21 protein-coding genes, 1 tRNA gene and 1 other RNA gene are annotated in these 22,211 nt (G+C 35.9%); 8 read left to right on the forward strand and 15 right to left on the reverse strand.

Annotated features, from left to right (window positions below):
• Nucleotides 1-14 precede the first annotated feature (14 nt).
• Nucleotides 15-1,325 carry an amino acid permease gene (locus IPI31_18615; protein ID MBK7569834.1) on the forward strand — a complete coding sequence of 437 codons (1,311 nt, stop codon included), beginning with the start codon at nt 15-17 and terminating at the stop codon, nt 1,323-1,325.
• Nucleotides 1,326-1,329: 4 nt separating this feature from the next.
• Here IPI31_18615 and IPI31_18620 read toward each other — a convergent pair whose 3' ends face one another.
• The 6 genes from IPI31_18620 to IPI31_18645 form a co-directional block, all read right to left on the reverse strand.
• Nucleotides 1,330-2,454, reverse strand: a complete 1,125-nt coding sequence (locus tag IPI31_18620) for a glycosyltransferase (protein MBK7569835.1) — start codon at nt 2,452-2,454, stop codon at nt 1,330-1,332.
• The gene (locus tag IPI31_18625) at nt 2,451-3,407 is read right to left on the reverse strand and encodes a glycosyltransferase family 2 protein (GenBank protein ID MBK7569836.1); all 957 of its coding nucleotides are present in this window, start codon (nt 3,405-3,407) and stop codon (nt 2,451-2,453) included. Before IPI31_18625 ends, IPI31_18620 begins: the two co-directional genes overlap by 4 nt.
• Nucleotides 3,408-3,947 (reverse strand): DUF4199 domain-containing protein, encoded by a 540-nt coding sequence (locus IPI31_18630; protein MBK7569837.1) that lies wholly within the window; start codon nt 3,945-3,947, stop codon nt 3,408-3,410.
• A gap of 1 nt (nt 3,948) precedes the next feature.
• A complete protein-coding gene (locus IPI31_18635; protein ID MBK7569838.1) occupies nt 3,949-5,217 on the reverse strand; it encodes a dihydroorotase in 1,269 nt (422 codons plus the stop codon).
• Between the two features lie 12 nt (nt 5,218-5,229).
• Nucleotides 5,230-7,260 (reverse strand): BatA domain-containing protein, encoded by a 2,031-nt coding sequence (locus tag IPI31_18640; protein MBK7569839.1) that lies wholly within the window; start codon nt 7,258-7,260, stop codon nt 5,230-5,232.
• A 132-nt stretch (nt 7,261-7,392) separates the two neighbouring features.
• A tRNA-Pro gene (locus IPI31_18645) sits at nt 7,393-7,466 on the reverse strand.
• Between the two features lie 207 nt (nt 7,467-7,673).
• Here IPI31_18645 and IPI31_18650 point away from each other — a divergent pair.
• Nucleotides 7,674-8,087 carry a hypothetical protein gene (locus IPI31_18650; protein ID MBK7569840.1) on the forward strand — a complete coding sequence of 138 codons (414 nt, stop codon included), beginning with the start codon at nt 7,674-7,676 and terminating at the stop codon, nt 8,085-8,087.
• Nucleotides 8,088-8,141: 54 nt separating this feature from the next.
• Here the strand turns inward: IPI31_18650 and IPI31_18655 are convergent, their stop codons facing one another.
• Nucleotides 8,142-8,750 carry a hypothetical protein gene (locus IPI31_18655; protein MBK7569841.1) on the reverse strand — a complete coding sequence of 203 codons (609 nt, stop codon included), beginning with the start codon at nt 8,748-8,750 and terminating at the stop codon, nt 8,142-8,144.
• 59 nt (nt 8,751-8,809) lie between these two features.
• On the opposite strand from IPI31_18655, the gene IPI31_18660 reads away from it, so the two are divergent.
• Together IPI31_18660 and IPI31_18665 are read left to right on the forward strand one after the other, a co-directional pair.
• Nucleotides 8,810-9,331, forward strand: a complete 522-nt coding sequence (locus IPI31_18660) for a hypothetical protein (protein MBK7569842.1) — start codon at nt 8,810-8,812, stop codon at nt 9,329-9,331.
• Nucleotides 9,332-9,384: 53 nt separating this feature from the next.
• Nucleotides 9,385-10,218, forward strand: a complete 834-nt coding sequence (locus IPI31_18665; protein MBK7569843.1) for an SDR family oxidoreductase — start codon at nt 9,385-9,387, stop codon at nt 10,216-10,218.
• A gap of 154 nt (nt 10,219-10,372) precedes the next feature.
• Here IPI31_18665 and IPI31_18670 read toward each other — a convergent pair whose 3' ends face one another.
• Together IPI31_18670 and IPI31_18675 are read right to left on the reverse strand one after the other, a co-directional pair.
• Nucleotides 10,373-10,852, reverse strand: coding sequence for a hypothetical protein (locus tag IPI31_18670; GenBank protein MBK7569844.1), 480 nt, complete (start codon nt 10,850-10,852; stop codon nt 10,373-10,375).
• Nucleotides 10,853-11,126: 274 nt separating this feature from the next.
• Nucleotides 11,127-13,685 (reverse strand): ATP-dependent Clp protease ATP-binding subunit, encoded by a 2,559-nt coding sequence (locus IPI31_18675; GenBank protein MBK7569845.1) that lies wholly within the window; start codon nt 13,683-13,685, stop codon nt 11,127-11,129.
• Between the two features lie 221 nt (nt 13,686-13,906).
• Here IPI31_18675 and IPI31_18680 point away from each other — a divergent pair, with 221 nt between their 5' ends.
• The 4 genes from IPI31_18680 (at nt 13,907) to IPI31_18695 (ending at nt 17,372) form a co-directional block, all read left to right on the forward strand.
• Entirely contained in the window at nt 13,907-14,278 is a 372-nt protein-coding gene (locus IPI31_18680; GenBank protein MBK7569846.1) for an STAS domain-containing protein, read from the forward strand.
• A gap of 3 nt (nt 14,279-14,281) precedes the next feature.
• Nucleotides 14,282-15,202 (forward strand): ribonuclease Z, encoded by a 921-nt coding sequence (locus IPI31_18685; GenBank protein ID MBK7569847.1) that lies wholly within the window; start codon nt 14,282-14,284, stop codon nt 15,200-15,202.
• Between the two features lie 501 nt (nt 15,203-15,703).
• Nucleotides 15,704-15,898, forward strand: a complete 195-nt coding sequence (locus IPI31_18690) for a hypothetical protein (GenBank protein MBK7569848.1) — start codon at nt 15,704-15,706, stop codon at nt 15,896-15,898.
• Nucleotide 15,899: 1 nt separating this feature from the next.
• Complete coding sequence (locus IPI31_18695) at nt 15,900-17,372, forward strand: T9SS type A sorting domain-containing protein (GenBank protein ID MBK7569849.1); 1,473 nt, start codon at nt 15,900-15,902, stop codon at nt 17,370-17,372.
• 183 nt (nt 17,373-17,555) lie between these two features.
• Here the strand turns inward: IPI31_18695 and IPI31_18700 are convergent, their stop codons facing one another.
• From IPI31_18700 to IPI31_18725, 6 genes are all read right to left on the reverse strand, one after another.
• Nucleotides 17,556-17,726, reverse strand: coding sequence for a hypothetical protein (locus tag IPI31_18700; GenBank protein MBK7569850.1), 171 nt, complete (start codon nt 17,724-17,726; stop codon nt 17,556-17,558).
• Between the two features lie 6 nt (nt 17,727-17,732).
• Entirely contained in the window at nt 17,733-19,088 is a 1,356-nt protein-coding gene (locus IPI31_18705) for a sigma-54-dependent Fis family transcriptional regulator (GenBank protein ID MBK7569851.1), read from the reverse strand.
• A 126-nt stretch (nt 19,089-19,214) separates the two neighbouring features.
• Nucleotides 19,215-20,006 (reverse strand): toxin-antitoxin system YwqK family antitoxin, encoded by a 792-nt coding sequence (locus IPI31_18710; GenBank protein MBK7569852.1) that lies wholly within the window; start codon nt 20,004-20,006, stop codon nt 19,215-19,217.
• A complete protein-coding gene (locus tag IPI31_18715; protein MBK7569853.1) occupies nt 19,993-20,214 on the reverse strand; it encodes a hypothetical protein in 222 nt (73 codons plus the stop codon). Before IPI31_18715 ends, IPI31_18710 begins: the two co-directional genes overlap by 14 nt.
• A gap of 415 nt (nt 20,215-20,629) precedes the next feature.
• An RNA gene (gene rnpB, locus IPI31_18720) (RNase P RNA component class A) lies at nt 20,630-21,067 on the reverse strand.
• 28 nt (nt 21,068-21,095) lie between these two features.
• Nucleotides 21,096-22,082 (reverse strand): Smr/MutS family protein, encoded by a 987-nt coding sequence (locus IPI31_18725; GenBank protein MBK7569854.1) that lies wholly within the window; start codon nt 22,080-22,082, stop codon nt 21,096-21,098.
• Nucleotides 22,083-22,211: the final 129 nt, after the last annotated feature.

Consider the following 22,211-nt stretch of genomic DNA (forward strand, 5'->3'; position numbering starts at 1 on the left):
CTTAACTTTACCCCATGTCCATCCAGCCCAAACTAAAACAATTCGACCTTACAATGATAGTGGTGAGTTTGGTAATTGGGGTTGGGATATTCAGGACTCCGGCTTTGGTTGCAGAGAAATCGGGGAATGAATTAATATTTTTTGCGGTATGGATATTTGGTGGAATTATTTCTATTTGTGGTGCATTAACTTTTGCGGAGATCGGTGCGCGCTTGCCTGCTGCGGGTGGATATTATAAAATATTTTCGTATGCTTATCATCCTGCATTTGCATTTATGCTCAACTGGAGTCAGGTTATAATTAATGCGGGAAGTAGTGCGGGCGTTGCAATAATTGGCGCGGAATATATAACACCTGTATTATTTCCGGAAGCAGCTGATCCCGGTTTGATCATTAAAATAATTGCCGTTAGTATCATCACTTTACTTTTTGCGATAAATTATGCCGGAATTAAAATGGGTGCAAGAACTCAAAATGTGTTGAGTGTATTGAAGATAGTTATGATACTTGTATTTTGTTTCGCAATTTTTGGAAAACATGCTGAAGAAACTACCATATCAAAATCCATTGGTGAAATAAATTATATTCAGGCATTTGGAATTAGTTTAATTTCCATATTTTTTACTTATGGCGGATATCAACAAACAGTAAATTTTGGAGCAGATGTAGAAAATGCAAAACGCAATATTCCCAGAGCTATATTTACTGGAATAGGCATCGTAATATTTTTATATCTCCTGCTCAATTTTGCCTATGTTAAAGTATTGGGATTTGAACAAATGCAAAACTCTCCTTTGATCGCAAAAGACCTGGCACAGGCTTTTCTTGGCCCTGTTGGAGGAACAATAATTTCTGTAGTATTATTTACTTCCGTTTTGGGATTTTTAAATACTTCCGTTATGAGTAATCCTAGAGTATATTATGCTATGGCGGAGGATAAAATTCTTCCTCCCATATTCAAAAAGGTAAATACAAAAACGCAAGTTCAAGAATTTGGGTTGACATTTTTTATAAGTGTTATGATAGCCTCTGTATTTTTATTGGGAAGTTTTGAGAATATTGTAAATTATGTTTTATTTATCGACAGTATAAGTCTTGCGAGTGCTGCAGCTGCAATTTTTATTTTACGCAGGAAGTCAGAAAAAGATTACAGCGATTTTAAGATGAAATTATATCCCATCGTTCCATTACTTTTTATTGTAACATTGTTATTTGTAACCTACAATACCATACTTGATGATAGCACAACTGCACTTTATGGTTTTCTGATATTTATTGGGGGCTTGCCTTTGTATTATCTGATGAGAAAGGTAATAATAAAATAAAAGTTTACTTCGATACATCAACAATGGTTTTTACCATTCTATCCCAACCAAATCTTTTCTTTTCTTCTAATATATTGGAAATAAAATCATGCTTTCTATTTAAGGTATAAAAATCCACAATGGCATCGGCAATTTTGTTTACATCAACATCTACAACATATCCCACCTGTTGATCGGGTACTAATTCACTTAATCCCCCAACATTGGTAACAAGCATCGGCACTTCAAAGTGATAGGCAATTTGTGTAACTCCGCTTTGTGTTGCGTTTTTATAAGGCTGAACAACGAGATCAGCTGCACAAAAATAATTTTTTACTTCTTCGTCCGATATAAATTTGGGAAACGAATGAACACTATCTGTTAATTGAAGTTCTTTTATTAATTGTTCGTAGGGTTTTTCATCCTCATAAAATTCACCTGCAATGATCAATTGGATTTTGAGTTCCTTTATACGCAAATCGGCAAATGCTTTTAATAATAGGTCAAGCCCTTTATAAGCGCGTATAAATCCAAAAAACAAGATATAATTTTTAGAAACATCGAGACCCAATTTTGAACAAGCGATTTCTTTGGAGACTTTTTCACCAAAATTATCAAAAAGCGGATGAGGGTTTTTGGCCCTTAATTTACTTCTGTTAAATTGAGCAAGGTCTCTCAGAACACTATCGCTCATCACAACAAAGGCATCTACATTTTTAATAAAATATCTCGTAAAAGAACGGTCGTAAAACTTTTGTTCATGTGGAATAATATTATCGGCAATACAAACTACTTTCGTTTTTTTATTTTTTTTAACTATTCCTGCTATAGTTCCAAAACATGGTGCCATAAAGGGCATCCAATATTTAATAATAAGAATATCCGGGGCAATATCTTTAATTTGATTCCCCACTTTTCTCCAGTTAAAAGGGTTTATAGAATTTACTTTACGGGTAATTTTAATTTCTGGTGGTGGTGGAGAATCGGAGTATTGAGTTTTACCGGGAAATAATATGGAAGGATATTGCAATGTGAAAGTGATGATCTGTGTTTCATGACCTTCAATAGAAAATTGTTTTATTAATCGTTCATTAAATGATGCCAAACCACCGCGATAAGGCCAGGCAGTTCCAAGCAGAACAATTTTCATTTTAAACCAACTCTTTTATCCACCTGATAATCGTTTCTGTTTGGTGAATTACGTGAAATAAGTTCTCCCAAAAATCCGGCTACAAATAATTGTACTCCAACTATTATTGCAACAAGAGCAATATAAAATAAGGGCTGATCAGTTACTTGCCGGAATTTCTCCCCTGAATTCATTTTCATGATCTTATCAATAATAAGCCAGATGGTAATAATTCCTCCCACCAAAAATGATAAAAATCCCATCGTGCCAAAAAGATGCATAGGTTTTTTACCAAATTTTGAAACAAACATGATGGAGGTTAGATCTAAAAAACCTTTCATAAAACGTTCCCAGCCAAATTTTGAAGTTCCGTATTTTCTTGCCCTGTGTTCCACTATCTTCTCTCCTATTTTATAAAAGCCCGCGGTGTTTGCAATTTGCGGAATGTAGCGATGCATTTCACCATACACTTCTATACTTTTTACCAGGTCTTTTTTATATGCTTTTAATCCGCAATTAAAATCGTGCAATTTTATTCCGGTTATTTGTGCAGTTGTCCAGTTGAAAAATTTAGAGGGAATGGTTTTCGAAATTGGATCATGCCTTCTTTTTTTCCAGCCGCTGACAAGATCGTATTTTTCATCGGCGATCATTTTATATAAGCCCGGTATTTCGTCAGGACTATCCTGCATATCAGCATCCATTGTAATTACAACATCTCCCTCTGCAAGAGCAAATCCTTCATTCAAAGCGGCCGATTTTCCATAATTTCTACGGAATTTAATTCCTTTTATATTGGAATTTTTTTCTTGTAATAAGGTGATCACATTCCATGAATTATCCCTGCTGCCATCATCTATAAAAATAACTTCATACGAATAATTGAACTCCTGCATGATCCGTTCTATCCAGGCGGTTAATTCCGGAAGGCTTTCCTCTTCATTTAATAATGGTATGATTACGGATATCTGCATTTAATTAGTGCGTTGTGTGAAAATAGAAGCTATTAATGACATAATCAATCCAAAAAACAAATATCCTATCACCGAAATAAGAAACATTCCGAAGGGAGTAAAAATTCTCCTCGTGAAGGTCATTCTATCCTCCAGATCCTCACCGGAATACCCCTGACTTTTAAGTGAATTTTCTGCAATAGTTATCATCTCACTTAATATTTCAGGTGCGATGAACATATAAAACATTAATGTAAAAACTGAAAAAATAGCCATTACAATTAATACAAAAATAACCCCAGTACTGAACGCGCGATTAAATGGCATTATACCATCGAATATTTTGGAACGCACTTCAAGTTGAGTAAATAATACCGCAAAAAGCAATAATACGTATTCTACCAAAGCAATTTGTGTAGTAGTGATGGAAATCGAATCCCCTGAAAAATGTGTCCCTAACATTATACCCATCAACAACAAAACAAATATCAGTGCATTGCGCACAATAATGGGTTTGCGTGAACTTCTAACAACCTGAGTTTCTCCTGCCTGCACTTCCATTTTATAATATATTGATTTTGTTTTTATTGATAACTGCAAGTGCTTTCCCTTTCATAGGTTTTCCTATAAATCCGGAATTTAAGGAGCGCGAACGGATATCTGATCTTTCAAAATTCCATTCCACTTCCTCATCAAAAATGGTGAGTTCTGCTTTGTTTTTTTCTTTAATGGAAGGAATTTCCAAACTCAAAATATTTCTTGGATTTATCGCAATTTTATTTATAAGTTCTTCCGTAGAAATTCTATTTTGCATCATCAGTTGAGCAGCTCCAAAACAGGCTTCCATGCTTCCCATTCCAAATGCAGCGTATTCAAATTCCACGTCCTTCACATCATTTTCATGTGGTAAATGGAAACTGCAAATTACATCTATGGTTCCATCGGCAACTGCCTGTTTTAAAAGTTCTATATCATGTTTTGTGCGCAGAGGAGGATTTACTTTATAATTTGTGTTATAATCAAACAATTCATTTTCATCAAAATATAATTGATATGCACTCACGCCAGCGGTAATCTGTATTCCTTTATTTTTGGCTTCTCGTATATGAGGTAATGAAGTTGCGGAAGAAATTATTCCGATATGTATTTTTGAATCCGTGTATTCTGCTAATTTAATATCGCGTATCACCATGAGTTCTTCCAAAACTTCGGGAATTCCATACATCCCCAATTGCACACTCATATTTCCTTCGTTCACATTTGCATTTCCAACAATTTTATGATCGTTCGGAATATTAATTATTACTCCGTTAAATGGTTTTACATACAACAAACTTCTCAAAAGAATACCTGCATCCCGAATTGCATAGTCAGCATCGGTAAAAGCAATTGCCCCTGCATGATGCATGTCGTATATCTCCGTTAATTCTTTTCCTTCCCTATGTTTTGTTATCGCCCCATAAGGATAAATATTTGCAAGCTCGGCAGAAGCTTTATTTATTACGTATTCAATTTCAGATTTAGAGTGTAATGCGGGCTCCGTATTTGGCATTAAACAAACGGAAGTAAATCCACCTGCAAGAGCTGCCTGAATTCCGGTTTGTATCGTTTCTTTATACTCATGTCCCGGATCACCAAAAGCTGTGAGCATGTCTATCCACCCGGGAGAAATACATTTACCTTCGAAATTATACACCTTTTCGTTTTCAGAAGGGGATAAACCATCACCAATTTCAGTGATCAGGCCTTGTGCAATACGAATATCTTTAACTAACTTATTAAAAGGTGAGGTTGGGTCGATGATCTTTACTCCCTGAATTATGAAGTGCATAGTTTTTATTTACTACGGCAGCAAACGTATTAATGCTATTTCTGCTGCTAGGAATATGAGTACAAATATAATACAAAATTTCCACAAGGGAGTTCCTTCATTCATTTGGGCAACCACATTGGTGAAATCTCGCTCAATATCATCCATAATATTAAAATTAGGCGCATCATACATTTCCTTTAAAACATCGGAGGTATAAAACCGCAGATCCGACTCACTCCGGTCGTAATTGAGTGCGAGCAATTGTCCTGTTGCCGGAGCTGACCCGGGAATAATATTGTAAATGCCTGCTTCATTAGTATACGCACTGAGGTTTATGGCAGTGGAATTACCCGATTTCCTTATTTCAGGAATAAATTCGTTGGTAGCACTTTTCACTTTTAAAGTTTGATCTCCATTCAGTTCAATGCCTTTTAGATCTATCCATTTGGATTCACCGATCGTAGAGAAGAGTTCCGCACCTTTTTGGGTATTAAGTGCGATCTTATACATCAATGGGACAAATAATCCGCCCTGAACGGGAAGATCAGTTACAGTTCTGTTAAAGGGAACAGCACTTAAAAATATTGCGCCTTTATTTACCTGGCAAACAGTGAACATGGGTTTCTTATCTGCAAATAATAATATAGGATCAGAACTGCTGCGGGAAAAAGATTCAATTCCAAAACTTTGATCAGCATAGGGCAATGCAAGATTTTTCGGGATCTTTTCAAAAACACCATCGAAAATAAAATTGCGTGTATCTATCTCTGTTACATTTCTTTTGCTTTTAATAAGTGAGCCATACGTTGCAGCATTCTTTTTCTGCAAAAAGCCATTTAATGCAGTGATATCCATATCCAATGACGGCAATATCAAAATATTACAGCCGCGTTCCAGTTGTGCGGATAATGCCTGTTCCAATCCGCCGGAAATAGTTTTTAATTCATTTAATATAATCAGATCATATTGGTCCAACTCACTAAACCCAATTTGATTTACTAAATTATTATTTAAAAGAAATAATGGATTATTTCCATACAATGATTGAATAAAAGAATTTTGTTCATTTCCATTTATAGCTAAAACCGGAATTTTACTCACTGGTTTAAAAGTAAAATATAAAATATCGTCAAAAGTTACGGGGTAGTCTTTAATACTTAATTCACCAGAATACCAGACATCATCATTTACTGTAAAGCTCAGGGTATCTGTAATTTCTCCATTTACCGGAATGGAAACGTCGGTGAGTGATTTAATTTCATCATTTAATTTTAATGTTACCGGGGCATTATTTATTTCTTCCTCACCATAATTTTTTATTCTGATACATAATTGCGATTGTTGATTTAAAAGCTGCACAGGAGTTAAAAACCAGGCAGAGTCTATAGTTACATTGCGTTTATCATTACTTTTTAATTGCACCAAATTTATCTGAACAGAAGTATCATTTTCCAATTTGCCCGAATTGGTTTGAAAGTCGCTCAATTCGTAAACGATCCTGGAAACATTATTATCCTCACGCTTTAGAATATCACTTTGCCTTTTAAATATTTCGTTGAGCTCCTTCACCTCCGGACTTGATTTTACCTGTGCGATCATATTCAGCATTTCATCCTTGCTTAACAATTGTTGATGTTTTGCCTCCATATCATTTGTGAGGAGTTGAAATTTATCATCAACCGTAAATCCATTAACTATTTCTTCCGCTTTTCTTTTTGCCACCTGGATCAACTGTTCATCGCCGTAAGATGATTCCATACTGAAAGAATTATCAATATAAATACTTACGGCTCGTTTATTTGTTTTATTATCTGCGTTGGTGGAAGGAATAAATGGTTGTGCAAATGCGAAAACTAAAAATGTAAGCGCCAATAATCTCGAAAAAAGTATGAGAAGATGTTTGAGTTTATTTTTTGTTGCAGTTTCCTCCTCAATATCCTTTAAAAATTTTACATTAGAAAAGTATATCGTTTTAAATCTGCGAAAATTAAACAGGTGAATGATAACCGGAATAACAAGTGCAATGAGTCCTAATAAAAATGCCGGATATACAAAATTCATATTGTGATCAAGTTGTGCAATTAACTGTGCTTCAGTTGTTTTTAGTATGTTTGGTTACCTGTTTGGCTGTAAATTAAATAAAATTAACATGCTCGTAAAAAATAAAGCTGCCCAACAGCAGCTGTATTCCAGTCGGGATGACAAGATTTGAACTTGCGACTCCACGCCCCCCAGACGTGTACTCTACCGGGCTGAGCTACATCCCGAAACAATTCAGCTGTAAAAGTAGGAATCAAAAACGACATTTAATATGGAAAAATAATTTTCCTATCCCTTTAATGATCAATGAATTGTGTAGTTTTAGGCATTCCACAGGGCTTTTTATTCTAAATTTTGGCAGGGTAAATCTATAGCTTGGCATGGTTTTCGTAAATTGTTCCGTATTCAAAATCTAACTAAAAAAAATTATTATTATGAAGAAACTAATGTTCACACTTTCCCTCGCCCTCTTTGTATTTGCGGGCAACATATACGCACAGGCACCTGCTGCAGGAACTTCAACGGATGAGTCAACAGTAAAAACAAAAACTCCGGGAACCCGCGCAACCACTTTAACTAAAGGAACTAAAAGCAAGGCTGCTGCTAATGGTAAAGTATCTTCTGCAAATAAGGCTAAAGTGTTGAAACACAAAGATGAGATCAAGGCTAATGCTGATACTAAAGAGGAAGCTAAAGATTATGTTAAAGAACAACATCAAAACGGTGGTGAAGCAACACAAAAAGATAAAGTGAAATCGCATAGAGCTGAGATAAAAGCAAAAGCAGACAGCAAAGAAGAAGCAAAATCTAAATTGCAAAGAAAACACGAAAAAAATAAGACTGAATAATTAAGTTGGTTAAGGAGTGAAAGAAATCCTCTCTGAGAGATCAGGGGGGATTTTTTATGCGTGGTGAAATAGAAACGCTAAAAAAAGATACACCCATAAAAAATCGATGGTATGCCAATAGTTATTTAATAATTTTAACCGCGAACGTTTTAAAGGATCTGAAAAATATAACAAAGCCTTAACATTATCTTGCGTATTAATATGTGACCGAACTATAGATACAATTAAAAAAATTATTCCGACAGCTACGTGTATCACATGCAATCCGGTTAAAATATATAAATACGAAACCGAAGGAGAACTTTGCAGGTCAAGCCCTTTGGACATTAATTCCGACCATCCCAGTATCTGAAAAGAAACAAAAAAAATAGAAAAAATTAATGCCGCATACATGGATCGTTTTAACTTTTTGGGTTTGTCGAGGTCGTACATTCTTAATGCTCTGCGCAGAAGCAGACTAACACCTAAAATGGAAACAGTGCTTAACCAGAATACCTTAGGCAATTTAAATTCGGTCCAATTGGAACCCATTGTAAAAATATATCCATAGGACAATGCAAGAAATAAAACAACTATGCCTGCCAAAAGAAAATTGACAATTATAACACTTGGGTTCTTAATGATTTGCCTTTGACCGGAGGACATATTCCTTGAGTTAGCCATAGTGCAAAATTAACACTGTATAACTATTAAAAGTTTAACTTTACAACTTTATACAAAACATGAAAAAAGTATTGATATTCTCCTTATTGTGCACTTTAGGTGTAACTCTTTTTGCTCAGAATGGCTCCAAAAAGAATAAACATCACTATTTTGTATATATTGATGATACTTCTTTTGTGACCTCCATGCCAGAGCAGGGGGCAACACTAACGGCTTATTTTAAGAACGATACACTTTATAAAATAAAAACCTGGTTTGGATTTAATTTTGGTGATGTTACACGAGAATACTTTTATTGGAACGATACTCTGAACCTGATTATAGAAACTCAAAAAATGTATGCTTCCACAGCAGTTCCCAAAATTAACCCTGACTCAGTAAAAGCGCATTATACGGGCAGGTATATCTTTAAAAAAGGAAAACTTACCGATATTTCTCAAAAAGGGAATTATAGTATTTCAGATACCCCTTCTACCAAGGCGGAGACGGAGGCCACCTTTCTTATGCTTTCTGATAAATACAGAAAGGTTGCCTATGCAAAAGCCAAGAAAAAGAAAAACCGAACAAAAGTGACCGAATAAAGCGTCAAATCTTTGTATTTTAGCGGCTCATAAATTCACATAAATTACTACTTATGGGTAATGATCTTTTGAAAGGAAAGAGAGGAATTATTTTTGGAGCCTTGGATGAAAGTTCAATTGCGTGGAAAGTTGCTGAAAAATGTCATGAAGAAGGAGCAATTTTCACCCTTACCAATGCCCCTATCGCAATGCGCATGGGCGCAATTCAGCAATTAGCAGAAAAATGTAATGCTGAGATCATTCCGGCCGATGCAACTTTAGTGGAAGATCTGGAAAAACTGATCGACCGCTCTACAGAGGTTCTGGGTGGAAAGATCGATTTCATATTACATTCTATAGGGATGAGTCCCAATGTGCGCAAAAGCAGAGCATATACTGATCTGAGTTATGAATTTCTGATGAAGACCCTGGATGTTTCTGCCGTGAGTTTTCATAAGGTTTTACAATCTGCTTATAAAAAGGATGCTATAAGCGAATGGGGAAGCGTTTTAGGATTAACTTATATTGCTGCACAACGAACCTTTCCGAGTTATAGTGATATGGCTGAAGCGAAAGCAACCTTAGAAAGCATTGCCAGAAGTTTTGGATATCACTACGGAAAATACCGCAAGGTTCGTGTAAATACGGTTTCTCAATCGCCAACCTGGACAACTGCAGGTAGCGGAGTAAAGGGATTTGATGCTTTTTATAATTATGCCGATAAATTATCGCCTCTTGGAAATGCAAGTGCTGAGGCTTGTGCCGATTATTGCATCTTCCTTTTCAGTGACTTAAGCAAAATGATCACCATGCAGAATTTATATCACGATGGTGGGTTTAGTTCGGTTGGTGTGAGTGAGGAAATTATGGGGATGATGGGAAGTAAGGAGGAGACTGGTAGTTTGTGATTTGATTGCTGCGGGAATAAAGAAAGCAAAGGTGTATAAGGTGCAAAATTTCCCGCAGAGGACGCAGAGGTGCAGAGATTGCAGAGGTTTGTAGGATTTGGTTTTCCCTCAGAGATTGCAGAGCTGCAGAGCTATATGCGCCAATTGGCTATGATCACATTTTGGCATTAGTTATTTTAATTACTGATTTTAATTCATTATGAAGTTTTTTTATTTTATGATTGTTCATGGATAAAAAACCACTTTCCAGTTTTTCTATCTCTTTTTCTGATTCAAGAATGATAAGTTTAAGTTTTGGTATCATGCTGTTCTTCTTCCCATTTGCTGTTTTGAGTTCCACGGTCATTTTAAAAGGATCAATATAGTTTATTCTTGTCTTGAATAAAGATTCTCTTATTATTTCGATATTCCTGCTTGATGACTCTAGGTTTATTTCTTTAATTTTTGAACCTGTCAGTCCTGTTACGAAAATTGCAAGTCCGAGTAACGGACCTGCAAAAGTCCAAATGTCAGGATAAATTTCACTTAAGAATAAATAAATGAAAAAGGTAATCAGAATAGCACCAATGAAAATTTCAAAGACAAATAAAGGTCTTAATGGAATCTGGTTTTTATAAAGGATTACTTTATTCATATAATTAATGCCAACTACGGTGTTAATATAGCTTGGGGGCTTTGAGTTTACTTTTTATTATTTATTGTATTATTTCTTCCATCATTATTTCTATTTCACTAATTCATTTTTTTTATCCTCTTAAATTCGCTCAATCCGCGTCATCAGCGCATGCCTGCCGACAGCGGTAGCGGCAGGCAGTGTTTCACTTTTTACGCATAATTGCAACAGTATATTAAAATAAAAACCGCTCTTTTCAGAACGGTTTTTAATTATTTATTTAAACTAATGAATATTAAACTTCCTTCTCTTCTTTCTTCTCTTTTTTCTTTTTCTCTTTTTCAGGATTTATCACTAATTCATTTTTTACTTTATCATATTCAACAACTAAAGTATCACCAGCTTTAACTTTTCCGGAAAGGATGGTTTCTGCAAGCGGATCTTCGAGATATTTTTGAATAGCGCGGTGTAAAGGTCTTGCTCCAAATTGTGGATCATATCCTTTTTCACTTAAAAAATCTTTTGCACTATCATCCAGTTGTAATTTATAATTCAATAATTCCAATCTGGATTTTACATCGCGTAAAGTGATATCAATGATTTTAAATATATCTTCTTTACTTAATGCATTAAATATCACAACATCATCAATACGATTTAAAAATTCGGGAGAGAAAGTTCTTTTTAAAGAAGTTTCAATTACTCCCTTCGTATTTTCTTCTGCATTTACCTGACGGGCTGAAGTATTAAATCCAACACCTGCACCGAAATCCTTTAATTGTCGCGCACCAATATTGGAGGTCATGATAATAAGTGTATTTTTAAAATCCACTTTTCTACCTAAACCATCAGTTAAAATACCATCATCCAATACTTGTAATAAAATATTAAAAATATCCGGATGGGCTTTTTCAATTTCATCCAACAGAATTACAGAGTAAGGTTTACGACGAACTTTTTCTGTTAATTGTCCGCCTTCCTCATATCCAACATATCCCGGCGGAGCACCAATTAAGCGACTCACACTGAATTTTTCCATGTATTCGCTCATATCAATTCTCACCAAAGAATCTTTAGCATCAAATAAATATTCGCTCAACACTTTTGCCAATTCCGTTTTACCAACTCCCGTTGGTCCTAAGAAAATAAATGAACCTATTGGTTTTTTCGGATCTTTTAATCCTACTCTGTTTCTCTGAATTGCTTTTGTAATTTTTGAAATTGCTTCATCCTGTCCGATAACACCTTTGCGCATTTCGTCTGCCATTCCAACTAACTTGGTGCCCTCGCTTTGTGCAATTCTTTTTGTTGGAATTCCGGTCATCATCGCAACCACTTCTGCAATATCATCTTCCGTAACAGGATAACGTTCCGATTTAACTAATTCTTCCCAACTATGTTTTGCTTTTTCAAGATCTTCCAGTAAACGTTTTTCGGTATCGCGCAATTTTGCGGCTTCCTCATAACGCTGACTTTTTACCACCTTATTTTTTTCTTCTTTAATGGCTTCAATTTGTGCTTCCAGACTAACGATATCTTCCGGAACGTGAATATTTTTTAAATGTACACGTGCACCAACTTCATCCAAAACATCAATTGCTTTATCCGGTAAAAAACGATCTGTAATATATCTAGTGCTTAAAGAAACACAAGCATTAATTGCTTCATCAGAATAAACAACATTGTGGAATTCTTCGTACTTCGATTTTATATTTCCTAAAATTTCCACTGTCTCTTCCGGACTTGGCGGATCTATCAATACTTTCTGGAACCTTCTGTCGAGTGCTCCGTCTTTTTCAATATACTGACGATACTCATCCAAAGTTGAGGCACCAATACATTGTAATTCGCCGCGGGCAAGAGCCGGTTTAAATATATTGGAAGCATCGAGCGATCCTGTTGCACCACCGGCACCAACTATTGTATGAATTTCATCGATAAATAAGATCACATCGCGATTTTTTTCCAATTCGTTCATGATCGCTTTCATGCGTTCTTCAAATTGTCCGCGATATTTTGTGCCTGCAACCAAAGCTGCAAGATCAAGCATTATGATACGTTTATCGAATAAAACTCTGGATACTTTTCGCTGAATAATTCTCAGTGCCAATCCTTCCACAATTGCAGTTTTACCAACGCCGGGTTCACCAATCAAAATAGGATTATTCTTTTTCCTGCGTGATAATATTTGAGAAACACGTTCAATTTCCTCCTGACGACCAACAATTGGGTCAAGACGACCTTCTTCTGCGGCACGTGTAACATCTCTTCCGAAATTATCCAGAACCGGAGTTTTGGATTTTGCGGCACCCGGTTTACGTGGAACATTAAATCCGCGTTCTCCTTTTTCCTCCTCCTCAAAACCATCATCTTCCTGTTGATTTGTTGGCGGAATATCTTTTTGCCCTTGCAGGTCCTGACGAACATAATCCAATTCTTGGCGGAAAACGTCGTAATCCACGTCAAATTGTCCTAAAATCTGCGTTGCGATATTGTCTTTGTTTTTCAGAATAGATAACATGAGGTGTTCTGTGCCAATAGTTTCACTTTTTAGCACTTTTGCCTCAAGAACCGTGATCTTCAGCACTTTTTCCGCTTGTTTCGTGAGTGGAAGCGACCCGGAATTAAATGGCATTCGGGCACTTTTATCCTTTATAGCATCCTCCACAGTCTTGCGCAGCACGGCTATATCCACTTCCAGGCTCAACAGAACCTTAATTGCCAACCCATCACCATCTCTAATCAAACCGAGTAACAGATGTTCTGTTCCGATATGATCGTGGCCCAGCCTGAGGGCTTCTTCGCGGCTGTAAGAAATTACTTCCTTTACTTTAGGAGAAAATTTTGCGTCCATAGTACTTTTCTTTTCAATAATTAAACCATCCCGGCAGTCCTGACATAATAACAAGGAAAGTTGATGTTAAATGTTCATTGAATTGTCGTATTATTGTCAACGTTTCAATTAAAATAAAATTCCAACCTTTGTTCCTTTCTCAAAAGACAAACAAATTTGGAAAAAATTTTAATTAGTTACCTTCGCGGAGACAATTATATTTTTACACTTAACAAAGAATTATGAAGTTTACAGTAGACAAAAAAGAAAGATATTGCATTTTTAAGCTGAATCAGCCCAAATTGGACTCAATTATATCGGCAGATCTGAAGAGTGAACTGGTAATTTTGAACCAGGAAGGCTACCGAAATCTGATCTGCGACCTCAGCGAAGTAACTTTTATCGATTCTTCCGGTTTGAGTGCCCTTTTGATCGGCCACCGCTTGTGTAAAGAGAGCAAAGGCACTTTTGTACTAATAGGATGTAGTGAATCGACCATGAAATTGATCAAGATATCTCAACTTGACACCATTTTGAATGTAGTTCCAACAGAAAGTGAAGCAACGGACTTTATTTTGATGGAGGAAATTGAACGGGAAATAGACAAGGAATAATCCATGTCGTTTAGTGTTACGGTTATCGGGAGTAATTCAGCTGTGCCTTCACATGGCCGGCATCCGAGTGCACAAATATTGACGATAAACGACAGGTTATATCTAATTGATTGCGGGGAAGGCACCCAAATGCGTTTTAATGAAGTTGGAATTCGTTGGATGAAGATCAACCAAATATTTATTTCGCATTTGCACGGCGACCACTATTTCGGACTTATTGGAGTTATTTCCACCTATCATTTATTAAAACGGACACGACCACTTGACATTTTTGCACCTTCCGAGTTGCTTAATATTTTAATGTTGCAGCTGGAAGTTGGTCATACCCTTTTGTGTTACGAATTAAATTTTCATGTACTTGATCCGAAGGAAGGAAAAAGAATTTATGAAAATGAAGATATTACTGTTGATACCATAGTGTTAAAACATAGAATAGATTGTCTTGGCTTTTTATTTAAAGAAAAACAACGCGACCGAAAAATAAACAGGGATAAATTAACGGAGTATGATATACCTGTTGAATTAATTCCCGATATAAAAAAGGGAATGGATATTTTTGATGAAAAAACGGGAGAAAGAATTTTAAATAAAGACATTACCATAGATCCTGTTCGCGTTCGCTCCTTTGCATATTGTTGCGATACCGCTTTTAATACAGATATGCTCGACCAAATAAGAGGTGTTGATCTTTTATATCACGATTGTACATTCGACGAACAAAGCACACAGCGCGCTGCCGATACTTTTCATTCTACCACCATGCAGGCAGCAGAAATTGCAAAACTTTCGGAAGCGAAAAAATTATTGATTGGTCATTTTTCTTCGAAGTATGATAATTTAAATCCATTATTAGTGGAAGCGAAGAAGGTATTTGAAAATACTGTGTTGGCAATTGAAGGGAAGACGTTTGTGATAGAGAGATGAATCAGCAGTGACTCACCATTTAATATAATTTGTTAATTTATCTTCATCAAGAAAACAATCTATTATTGAGTTATTTATTTAGTCCCTGTAAGGACACTGCTGCGACAGAAAGGTGGTGAATATTGAGAGATGAGAACCAATGCGTAAATGTACCAATGTGCAAATGTACCAATTAACAGCCAACTGCCGGACCGCCAATGCACCAATGTGCTAATGCCTGCCCGAAAGGGAAGCGGGCGGATGCTAATTAACAGCCCGAAAACATTTATATTAATCTAGTTAATTTTTGCCTGCTTCCAGTCCCCCGGAGGATTGAACATTAATTAGATCCTCCACATAATACCTATGTAAAAAGCCTTCGATTTATTTAGCTTTCCTGAATTGGTTTGTTAGTTTTCAAAGTTGCCAGATATTGGAAACTGGATATGGGATTAGTCATTTGGTAATTACTATAAAAAACTGTATATTTCAAAATCTAATCACCACCCTAAATTTCATGCTATGAAAAACAGTTACCTTTTTACCCACCCCACAATTAACAATATTTTAGGAACAATTATAAACGATATTGAAGTAAATAATTTTTCATCAACTCAACTTCCTGTTGACCTTTCTGATTATGTAAATGGCATATATCTTTATAAACTTAGTCTGAATGACGGGACAATTTTTATCGGTAAAGTATTAAAATATTAATATGAACCTGAGTTGTTATTTGATTTCGATATTCATATTGGCAGGTGGATATTTACGAGCTCAAAACCAAGCTGCTAATTGGGTTTTTGGTGATTCGGCTTTATTATCTTTTTCTGATCTTACCATTAGTGCCGATACTGTAAATTTTGTAATCGCCCAGGAGGCGAGTGCATCAATTTCTGATACTTCCGGAAATTTATTGTTTTATACTGATGGAAAATATGTCTGGAACCGAAATCAGGAATTAATGCCTAATGGATGTTGCTTAGATATTGATCAATATTGGGACGAAGCATCAAGTGTAACTCAAGGTGCAATAATACTTCCCAGAAGTGGTTATAATAATCAATATTATATTTTTTTATTATCAATTGAAGGAATTTCTTATAATATTATAGATATGAATTTAGACGGGGGGATGGGAGATATATCTGTCAAAAATCAAGTTGTCATTATCGATACGTTAACCGAAAAAATGACAGCAGTCCAACATGGTAATGGTCGCGACTGGTGGTTGATAGTTCATAAAGATGGGGTTACAGATTCAACGGATCTTTTTTATAAGGTATTAATCACACCCGATGGAGTTACGGTTTTTACTCAAAATACCGGTGTTAAAAGAGATGGACCAAATCAGGGTCAAATGGTGTTTTCTCCAGAAGGCGATAAAATTGCACTCGCAGACAAACAGGGTTTGGAAATTTTAGATTTTGACAGATGTCTTGGCGTATTGACTCCTCATTTTTTTATCCCTATAGATTCAATTTCTTCGGAAATGTTATATGGTTGTTCCTTCAGTCCGGATGGAACTAAACTATATGTTTCTTCACTGGGTACAGGGGATTTTTCAAAAATATATCAGTATTGTTTTAATTGTAATGAACCTTTTTTGGAATCAAAAAAAAATGTTTTTGAACTTGTAGTTGAGATGCCTTTTTTCCCTTTGTTTTGTATTGGCCAATTGACACCCGGTCCTGACGGAAAAATATATTTTGTAATTAGTTACACAGAAGGGCCAAATCCTGGATTCTGCAGCTATAATATGAATCTTAGCACAATTGAATATCCTAACGAAGAAGGAATTGCATGTACGATAGATACTAATTCAGTTTATCTAAATGGAAGACGGACCATTCTCGGCCTCCCCAACTTCCCTAATTACATTCTCGGCCCCTTAACCGGCAGTGAATGTGACACCATCGTGGTAGGAATTAATATTGAAGAAATTAATAATTTTAATGTTTACCCAAACCCCACAAACGGCTTTGTTTATTTTGATGTGGAAAATAATTACGATCAATTTCATTTAACCATAACCAATTTATTAGGAACGATTATTATTGATGAAGAAATAAATAATTTATCATCAACCCAATTTTCAGTTGACCTTTCTGATTATGGAACTGGCGTATATCTTTATAAACTTAGTCTGAATGACGGAAAAATTTTTATCGGTAAAGTATTAAAATATTAATATGAACCTGAGTTGTTATTTGATTTCGATATTCATATTGGCAGGTGGATATTTACGAGCTCAAAACCAAGCTGCTAATTGGGTTTTTGGTGATTCGGCTTTATTATCTTTTTCTGAACCCCTAAATAAATAGCGTCAGCCGCGGCTGATGCAATGTTCATTGAAGCGTCCGCTTCCCCACACTTACAAAAGAACATCCACGATCCAAATCAAACCTGCTGCTATAAGAACGATTACAATTATTCCGATAATTATATTTGATAATTCGGAGGTAATTGTTGGAGTTTCCTGTTTTGATTCTTTCAGGATATTGCGATCAGGAATCTGTTCCTTTTTAGATTTATACTGAGACATATTTTATCAATCGCGTTTCAAATTATACTTTTCGATCTTGTTATATAAATGACTGCGCTGAATATCCAATTCTTCCGCAGTTTTAGAAACATTCCATCCATTTTTATTCAGGCGGTGCAGAATAAATTCTTTTTCAATATGATCTTTAAAATCCTGGAATTTTTCGAAACGTTCGTAGAGGTCTTTCGGACTGCCACCACTTTTTGGAGATTGGGCGTAATTAATTACATCTTCTTCGGTTATTTTTTGTTCACTTAAAATAACAAGTCGTTCTATTACATTGCGCAGTTCGCGAATATTTCCCGTAAAATTCACATTCATGATCTCCATCATTGCTTTCGGAGTGATCACTTTTTTAGGAATACCATAATCCTCACAAATTTCTTTTACGAATCGTTCTGATAATAATGGAATATCATCAGTTCTGTCATTTAATGACGGAACATGAATTAATATTACACTTATACGATGATATAAATCGATACGAAATTGATTTGCATCCACTTCTTTTATCAGATCCTTATTTGTTGCAGCAACTACACGCACGTCAACAGGAATTTCCTTATCACCACCAACACGCGTAATTTTATTTTCCTGCAATGCACGTAACACTTTTGCCTGTGCACTCAGGCTCATATCGCCTATCTCATCTAAAAATAAAGTTCCGCCGTTCGCTTGTTCAAATTTTCCTATTCGCTGTTTTATAGCGGAAGTAAATGCACCTTTTTCATGACCGAATAATTCACTCTCTATTAATTCGCTTGGTATCGCTGCGCAGTTCACTTCAATAAGAGGACCGTTAGCGCGATTACTTTTTTCGTGTATCCAACGCGCTACCAATTCTTTTCCGGTTCCGTTATCACCCGTAATTAAAACACGGGCATCGGTTGGTGCAACGCGTTCGATAGTTTCTTTAATTTTTACGATCGCCGGTGAATCGCCGATTATTTCGCGCGTTTTTGTAACCCTGCGTTTGAGCACCTTGGTTTCGGTGATCAGATTGGATTTATCCAGAGCGTTTCTGATGGTGATCAGTAAACGATTGAGATCTGGTGGTTTTGCCACATAATCAAAAGCACCTTTTTTAACTGCCTCCACAGCGGTTTCCAAAGTTCCATGACCGCTTATCATTATGAATGGAACATCGGCATGGGCAACCTGCGATTTTTCGAGTACTTCCATTCCGTCCATTTTCGGCATTTTGATATCACAGAGTACGATATCATAATCTCCTTCCTGAATCATTCGAAAACCTTCGGATCCATCACTGGCTTCATCAACCACATATCCTTCATATTCCAAAATCTCACGCAGTGTCTTGCGGATGCTTTTTTCATCATCTATCAATAAAATATTCGCCATGTAATTATAATATTTTTTGGTTTTTGAGGAATTTCATTTAAAACAAAACCCCCGATCAGTCTAAAAAACTAAACGAGGGTAAATATAATTTATTGGACACAATTGAGGAAATTTTTGTATATTTTTTCAGAAATTTTCTGTTTTTGACAGATTTCCTGCTTCATCATACAATTTCCAGGCACCGGTTTTTTTATCTTCTGTATAATTCCCTTGGGCTTTCATTTTTCCGGAGTCGTAATATTCGGTCCAGAGACCTGTTTTTAAATTATTCGCAAATTTTCCTTCACTGAGCAGAATTCCCTGCTGATTATAGATCTTCTGGATGCCGTTTAACATTTCATTGGAATAAAATTGTTCCATGGCAATTTTTCCATTGGAAAAATACCAGCGCGTGGCACCATCTTTTTTTCCATTGGAATATTGCACCTGACTTTGTATTAATCCACTCTCACTGTATTCGGTGCATGTGCCATGAAATTTTCCTTCTTTATAACTATTGCTTGATTTTAGTATTCTGCCGGTTTTTGCACTGAAATATTTTTTTTGTTCGCCATCCAGTTTATCATTTTTAAAGTTTTCCTGTACGAGCACAGCACCATTTTTATCACACTCAAGATAAACGCCATTTTTAATTCCGTTGTCATATTCCGCCATAGAAAGCAAAACACCGTTAGGATAATAAATGTACCATTTACCTGTTTTTTTGTTATTCATTAAATAACCATCCTGGGTGGTGATATCGTTTTCCAGTATGGTAAAATGTTTTAAATTTTTTGCAGCGTCCACCACCTGAACAATGGTGTCGATCTTAATTTTTGGAGTGGCTTCAGGCGGAATAAAAGTCACCTGATTTTGTGCATAAATTGTATGGGAAATAAAAAATACCATTCCCAAAAAATAGAATCTAATTGGTTTCATCTTCTGTATCATTGTTGTTCTTGATTTCGTTATGTTCCGATGTTTTTTCAGCATTGGTTTTTTCATTGTTATCAATTATTTCTCCTCTGCAACATTCATCCACCGTTGTTTTGCAAACCGCACATTGCCCATGTCCATGCACCCATATAATTCTTGAAATTTGTCCGCAATATGGGCAAAGTATTATGTCTTTGTCAATCTCCAACACTTCTTATAATTTTTAATTTCTACTTTAAGTCAATTTTCAAGTAAGAAAAAATCCAGCCTTGAAAATCGATAATAATTTATTCAATTTAGGTTATAATCTTAGTCATGGTGATCCCGAATAAGAAAATCTATGATACTCAATTTACATCCCTAAAGATTATAGATGATTTTCTATTCGGGATATCCCGAATAAGAAAATCTATGATACTCAATTTACATCCCTAAAGATTATAGATGATTTTCTATTCGGGATATCCCGAATAAGAAAATCTATGATACTCAATTTACATCCCTAAAGATTATAGATGATTTTCTATTCGGGATAAATCCAACTAACCCCGAATAAGAAAATCATAAAATCAATCTACATCCCTAAAATTTTTTTGTGATTTTCTATTCGGGGTAAGTTGGATTAAAATTTCTGCAAACTCATAAGCCGGATTCTGTTTGACTCACCTAGCTTCAGCAAAAGTGAATAAATCACCTTACCTCTACATGGTAAATTTTTCTATCATTTATCTGGTCCCAAGGTCGCCCATGGGATCTTGCTGCCTACCCGCCGAAGAATTAAAGCGAGCAGCTTTTCTTTTACTCCGACATATTTGGCATTGTAACACGCAGGGTTTACCCGCATTCATTATTACTAACAAATGCTGTGCGCTCCTTATATCTTTCGATATAAAGGCAACACATTTTCACCATCGCGTCCGCCGTGGCGGAGAGGCTGTTATTTTCTGTGGCACTTTCCAGTCGCGATCATCACTGATCGTTTTTCCACCCGTTAGGTGGTGCGTTGCTCTGTGTTATCCGGACTTTCCTTCCGTCGGCTGACGGACGATAGACCGGTTTGCAGAAATTATTTTAAAGAACGTTTTAATATTATTAACTCAAAAATATCTCCGTTGCGCCAAAACCGAAACGGGGATTGTAATCGTTGTTATAACTGTCAATTTCAGGATATTGTTTCAATATTTTTTCTACTTCCTGTTTCAAAACACCCTTTCCAATCCCGTGAACAACATAAATTTTATGCAAGTTATAACGAATTGCTTTTTCGAGGAAATTTTTGCAATGATTTAACTGATAACGCAAAATTTCTCCGGATTCCAGATTACGATATCCGGGAACCAGGTTTTCCGCATGCAAGTCAATAAAATCGGGCAATTCTGATTTTGTGATCACCTCATTTTCTTTGGTAACAGCCTTTTTAGTTGTAAAAAGATCATCCTTTTCCTTTTTGGGAATAAATTTTACCGGTTTGGGTTTGGCAAAGGGAATATCTTTTAATAATTCGATAGTGAAATAGCCCTTGGTTTTAAATTCCTCCGATTCGATTTTTGCGAAAAATATTTTTGCCTTGAGTTTTATTTCTTTGGTAAAATGAAATTGAAATTCGGGTTGCACATTGCGCGGCCAGAATGCAAAATCGAACCAGGGAGTATCGTTGAGTTGATCTGTTTTAAATTCGTTTAACTTCAAATTCGCGTACTTATTTATTTCTTTTCGGATGGTGTTTTCTTTATCCTGGTTTAGGTAAAAATGATATTCCACCAAAAGATCTGTTTCTGTATTATTTAATAAAAAAAGATCATATCGTTGTGTCTCCCCATGGAAATTTTTAATTGCCAAAAATTGCAGGTGAATACCCTCTTCATAAGGTGAATTTGAGACGGAGTCTTCTCCTTTCTCCTTTTCTCCTCTCTCCTTTCCCGCACCCCCAAAGTCGCTTACCCTTTCAATATCATTTTTATGCACCTGAACAATTTCCCCTTCCACATCCACAAAAGCAGTGCTGCCATCATAGTATAGTATGATACCCGTTTCACCGCTTTCGAGAATAACCACCTTTTCGCCCTCAGGTATTTTCATTGTTTGTTTAATTTTACAACTTTAGCGCAAAGTTACGGATAAACGTAGAGGTTTTGCCACGAACCTGCCTGTCGGCAGGGACACTAAGGCACGAAGGTTTCACGAAGAAATAGTGAAATTGTAATTTAT

This window comes from Bacteroidota bacterium, assembly GCA_016706865.1.
Classification (GTDB): Bacteria; Bacteroidota; Bacteroidia; order Chitinophagales; family BACL12; genus UBA7236.